Source organism: Delftia sp. ZNC0008 (assembly GCF_000799035.1).
GTDB lineage: Bacteria > Pseudomonadota > Gammaproteobacteria > Burkholderiales > Burkholderiaceae_C > Comamonas > Comamonas tsuruhatensis.
The window spans coordinates 1-5,195 of sequence record NZ_JTKZ01000644.1; the positions used below are offsets into that span (position 1 = coordinate 1).

The 5,195-nt window shown below is 67.5% G+C and carries 5 protein-coding genes; 1 reads left to right on the top strand and 4 read right to left on the bottom strand.

Annotated features, from left to right (window positions below; genetic code table 11):
• Window positions 1-136: 136 nt before the first annotated feature.
• From L995_RS21075 to L995_RS21085, 3 genes are all read right to left on the bottom strand, one after another.
• Window positions 137-553 carry a hypothetical protein gene (locus L995_RS21075; RefSeq protein ID WP_047473480.1) on the bottom strand — a complete coding sequence of 139 codons (417 nt, stop codon included), beginning with the start codon at window positions 551-553 and terminating at the stop codon, window positions 137-139.
• A 176-nt stretch (window positions 554-729) separates the two neighbouring features.
• Window positions 730-1,887: an L-talarate/galactarate dehydratase gene (locus L995_RS21080; protein ID WP_047473481.1), complete on the bottom strand. Its 1,158-nt coding sequence runs from the start codon at window positions 1,885-1,887 to the stop codon at window positions 730-732.
• Between the two features lie 43 nt (window positions 1,888-1,930).
• A complete protein-coding gene (locus L995_RS21085; RefSeq protein ID WP_047473482.1) occupies window positions 1,931-2,899 on the bottom strand; it encodes a Bug family tripartite tricarboxylate transporter substrate binding protein in 969 nt (322 codons plus the stop codon).
• A gap of 228 nt (window positions 2,900-3,127) precedes the next feature.
• Between L995_RS21085 and L995_RS21090 the strand changes: the two genes are divergently transcribed.
• The gene (locus L995_RS21090) at window positions 3,128-4,132 is read left to right on the top strand and encodes a LacI family DNA-binding transcriptional regulator (RefSeq protein ID WP_047473485.1); all 1,005 of its coding nucleotides are present in this window, start codon (window positions 3,128-3,130) and stop codon (window positions 4,130-4,132) included.
• A 14-nt stretch (window positions 4,133-4,146) separates the two neighbouring features.
• On the opposite strand, the gene L995_RS21095 is transcribed toward L995_RS21090, so the two are convergent.
• Window positions 4,147-4,941, bottom strand: a complete 795-nt coding sequence (locus tag L995_RS21095) for an arylamine N-acetyltransferase family protein (RefSeq protein ID WP_047473483.1) — start codon at window positions 4,939-4,941, stop codon at window positions 4,147-4,149.
• Window positions 4,942-5,195: the final 254 nt, after the last annotated feature.

Here is a 5,195-nt window from a genome sequence, read left to right on the forward strand (position 1 = left end):
GCGGCAGCCTGGCACGCACGGCCGAGGCCCTGGGCAGCCCCAAGACCACGCTGCACGACAAGATCCGCAAGTACGGGCTGGAAGGGTAGGGGCTGGTTGCCCGCCTCCAACCCGGATTTTCGGGAAACGGCTTGGCCTACCTGGATTCGTAGGACGGGCGCAGTGCCGCAATCGCCTTTTGAATCGCAGCGCGCACGGCGGGCCGGTCGATCACCTCGCCACAGTGCAGCACGGGCAATGGCTTGCCCTGCCTGGGACGGGTTTCGTCGCGCATGACGGCCATATCGCCGTTGGCGCCCTTGGTGTTCTCCCTTTGCACCTGTTCGGCAATGCCCGCCAGCACTTCGATATCCCCGTGCATGCGCTGCACGACAACGGATGCCCAGGCATCTCCTTGGTCCTTGAGATAGGGCTCAGTCTGTTGGGCCAGGCAGCTTGCGATGGCATAGCTTTCAACGTCGCGCTGCACTTGCGTGCGAGCGGCACCTGCGGGATTCGTGTCGGGGGTGCATCCGGCGATGGCTGGAACCAAAAGAAGCAAGGCCACGCGCATCAAGTCAGCTCCCAAATTTCGTCTGTTGAGGTTGTGATGGTCGACTGGCCCGGCCCGGCATGCGCAGCCGCTGTCTTGGTCTGGCTGTCCACGGTCCACTCCATTTAGCCAAGCAATATATGTGAAAGGCCTGAGGTACCGGGGGTACCCAGGCCGTCAGCCGTTCGCAGCCGCCCTCAACCCCGCTCCCCGAACTCCACGCTTTCGCGCGCCCAGCGCCGCGCCTGCTCGCTCAGGCTCAGTCCCAGGCCGGGGCGCGTGGGCACGAGCATGCGGCCATCGGCGATTTCCAGGCGTTCGTTGAACAGCGGCTCCAGCCAGTCGAAGTGTTCCACCCAGGGCTCGTTGGCGCAGGTGGCGGCCAGGTGCACGTGCAGTTCCATGGCGAAGTGGGGCGCCAGGCTCAGGTGGGCCAGTTCGGCCTGGGCGGCGATCTGCAGGAAGGGCGTGATGCCGCCCACGCGCGGCGCGTCGGGCATGAGGAAGTCGGCGCTGCGGTGGCGTATGAGATCGCCGTGCTCGGCGGCGCTGGTCAGCATCTCGCCGGTGGCGATCGGCGTGTCGAAGCGCGCGGCCAGCGCGGCATGGCCTTCGTGGTCGTAGGCGTCCAGCGGCTCCTCGATCCAGACCAGGTTGAATTCCTCGAAGACACGGCACATGCGCTGGGCCGTGGGGCGGTCCCATTGCTGGTTGGCATCGACCATGATGGGCGCGGCATCGCCCAGGTGGGCGCGCATGGCCTCCACACGCCGTATGTCCAGCGCGCAGTCGGGCTGGCCCACCTTGAGCTTGATGCCGCCTATGCCGCGCTCCAGCGAGGCGCTGGCGTTGCGCTTGAGCTCATCGAGCGGCGTGTGCAGAAAGCCGCCCGAGGTGTTGTAGCAGCGCACGGATTCGCGCTGCGAGCCCAGCAGCTTGGACAGCGACAGCCCCGCGCGGCGCGCCTTGATGTCAAACAGCGCCACGTCGAAGGCCGCGATGGCCTGCACGGTCAGCCCGCTGCGGCCCACGGAGGCGCCGGCCCAGCACATGCGCGTCCACAGCCGCGCAATGTCGCTGGGGTCTTCGCCCAGCAGGGTGGGCGCGATCTCGCTGGCATGGGCGAACTGGCCGGGGCCGCCTGCGCGCTTGGCGTAGCTCAGGCCCAGGCCCCGGTGGCCGTCGCGGGTCTGGATCTCGGCGAACAGCATGGCTACCTCGGTCATGGGCTTTTGGCGGCCCGTGAGCACCTTGGCATCGCTGATGGGCCGGGCCAGGGGGAGGTAGCAGGACGACAGGCGTATCCACTGGATGCGGTCCTGGCTGGTGGTTTCGGAGAGCGCGGAAGAAGTCATGGCTGCGGGAGTGCGGTGGTTGGAAAAAGGACAGGGGCAGGCATCAGTCGATGCTGATCTTTCCGGCCTCGATGACCGACTTCCAGCGCGCGTATTCCTGGCGTTGGAACTCGGCGAACTGCTGGGGCGTGCCGGCCACCATTTCGTAGCCGATGGAGACGAACTGCTCGCGCACCCGGGGATCGTTGAGCGCCTCGACAAAGGCCGCATGCGCCTTGTCGCGCAGCGCAGGCGGCAAGCCCTTGGGCGCGACGATGGCCTGCCAGGAGGCGACCTCCACGTTCTTCACCCCGGCCTCGGCCAGCGTGGGCAGGTCCGGCAGCACGGGCGAGCGGCGCGGGCTGGTCACGGCCAGGGCGCGCATCTTGCCGGCCCGGATGTGCTGGATCACGGCATTGATGTTCTGGAACGAGGCATCGACCTGGCCGCCGATCAGGTCGGCATGGGCGGGCGCGCCGCCCTTGTAGGGGATGTGCACGCCCTGGGTGCCCGTCTGCTGCCAGAACAGTTCGGCCGTCAGGTGGTCGCTGGAGCCGTGGCCGGCCGAGGCAAAGCTCATCTTGCCCGGATGGGCCTTGAGGTGGGCGACCACGTCGGCCACGCTTTTGTGCGGCGAGGCGGCAGGCACGACCAGCACGTTGGGCGACTGCACGGCCACGGTGATCAGGTCGAAGTCCTTGAGCGCGTCGTAGGGCAGGTTCTTGATCAGGTGGGGCACGATGACCAGCGGGCCCAGCGAGGTGACGAGAAAGGTCTGCCCGTCCGCTGCCGCGCGCTGCACGACGGCCGCGCCGATGGTGCCCGTGGCGCCGGCCTTGTTCTCCACCACGAAGGACTGCCTGAGCTTGTCGCCCAGCCTGGGCGCCACGGCGCGCGCGACCTGGTCGGTGGAGCCGCCGGCGGGAAAGGGCACGACCAGGGTGACGGGCCGCTCCGGCCAGGCCTGGGCCGATGCAGAAAAGGCGGTGAGCGCGGCCAGGGCCAGCGCCGTGGCACGAAGAATGTGATTCATCTTGTCTCCTGATTTGTGAATGACATCGTTGTCATTTCTAGCGAAATGAAAAAGCGCCGATGCCAGTTTGTATATGCAAAGAGTTGCGCTTCATCAAAATGATATCGTTGTCATTTTGGCTGTCAATCGCGATTTCTGCGATGCAGGGCAGGCCGTCCGGCCGCGCGTGGCAGGCGGTCTGCTATCTTCATGGCCGTCCCCGATGCCTGCCCGCGATCGCGCTTTCCCATGAACACACCCACACCTCCCAGGCCCGCCACGCTGCACGACGTGGCCGAGGCGGCCGGCGTCTCGCTGATCACGGCCTCGCGTGCCCTGGGCAATCCCGCCATCGTTTCCGAGAAAACGCGCGAGCGCGTGCGCCAGGCCGTGGAGGCCACGGGCTACATCCCCAACCTGCTGGCGGGCGGGCTCAAGTCCAGGCGCAGCCGCATGGTGGCGGGCGTGGTGCCTGCGCTGTCGGTGTCGCAATTCCTGCCCACGGTGCAGTCCCTGACGGCAGCGCTGGCGCAGGAGGGCTACCAGCTGCTGCTGGGCCAGACCTTCTACGACGAGCAGCGCGAGGAGGAGGTGCTCAACGCCATGATCGGGCGCCAGCCCGACGGCATTGTGATGATGGGCCTTGTGCAGTCCGACAAGGCGCGCGAGCGGCTGCGCAGGACCGGCATTCCCGTGGTGGAAACCTGGGACTTCAGCGACAGGCCGCTGGACATGGTGGTGGGTTTCTCCCACCTGAAGGTGGGCAGCGCGCTGGCCGGCTATTTCCTCTCGCGCGGCCTGCAGCGCGTGGGCATGGCCACGGGCAGCGACCACCGGGCCCAGCAGCGGCGCGAGGGCTTTCTTGCAGCCTGGGGCCGCGAGGTGCCCACGGTCACCGTGTCCGCGCCCGGCAGCCTGGAGCTGGGCCGCCAGGCGTTGGGCCAGTTGCTGGCGCAGCGGCCTGATCTGCAGGCCGTGGTCTGCAGCTCGGACATGCTGGCCCACGGCATTCTGGTGGAGGCCCAGGCGCGCGGCCTGCGCGTGCCCGTGGACCTGGCCGTCTCGGGCTTCGGCAATGCTGATTTCGCGGCCCACCTGCTGCCGTCGCTGACCACTGTGCATGTGGACGGGCCGGGCATAGGCCGCCTGGCCGCCGAACTGGTGCTGGCACGCTGCAAGGGCCAGAGTGCCGGGCGCTCGGCGTTCGACCTGGGGTTCGAGCTGATCGAGCGGGATTCGACCTGCCCGGCATAACACGCTCTAGCGCGTCAGCACACGGCAGCCGCCTGGCGCTCGGGCGCCAGCCCGAACAGGCTGCCCAGCACGTCCTGGATTTCATCAGGCGCCAGCTGCCTGGTCTCGGTGCCGCTGGCCGTGATGGTCTTGAGCGCGTCGCCCACCAGGATCATGCGGCCTGCCAGCTGGTGCAGCACCACCACCCGCTTTTGCACGAAGATGGCATCGGGGTGGGTGGAGTTCAGGTAGTTGGCGGGGGCGAAATCCACCCACTCCTGAGGCGACAGATTGAAGGCGTACTGGTTGGCCCACTCGCCGTCCACGCGCGCCTGGAGCAGGTACTCGCCCTGGTCGTCCAGGCTCAGGCGGAAGGTGTCACCATCCTGGCGGACATCGGTGTCCAGCACGTCCAGGGCCATCGGGGCGCGTATGCCGTAGCTGCCAAAGCCCAGGTCGCACAGCCAGCGCCGTCCCTCGACCTCGGCCACCAGGGCCATGTGGGTGCGGGGCCGGCGTGCCGGATAGAACATGGGCCGTGCCGCGACAAAGCGGTAGGCAATGCCCAGGGCCTGCAGCGCCATGGCGAACAGGCCGTTCACCTCGTAGCAATAGCCGCCCCGGGCGCCGCCGAGGATCTTGCCCGCAATGTCTTCGGGCACCAGCGAGACGATCTTGCCGGCCTGCACGTCCAGGTTCTCGAAAGGCACCGCGAACAACTGCTGTCGCATCAGCGCCTGCAAGGTGGCGGCATCGGCCCGGGCGGAGTCCCCGGCACCGAAGCCGATGCGGCGGAAGTAGGTCTGGAGATCGAAATTGCTGGCTTGCATGGGATTCCTCGGGTTGCTTGATGGCTGCAACGATAAATCCGCACGGCGAACGGCTGTATAAGCAGAATCCAAGAAAACCACCCTGCACAGATCGGTATGCCCACTTCCCAAGACCCTTTGCCGCAGTACCGCCGCATTGCCCAGTCCCTGCGCCAGACGCTGGCCTGCGGCGCACTGCGCCCCGGCGACAGGCTGATTTCCGCGCGCAGCCTGGCCGAGCGCGAGCAGGTCAGCCTGCCCACCGCGCTACGCGG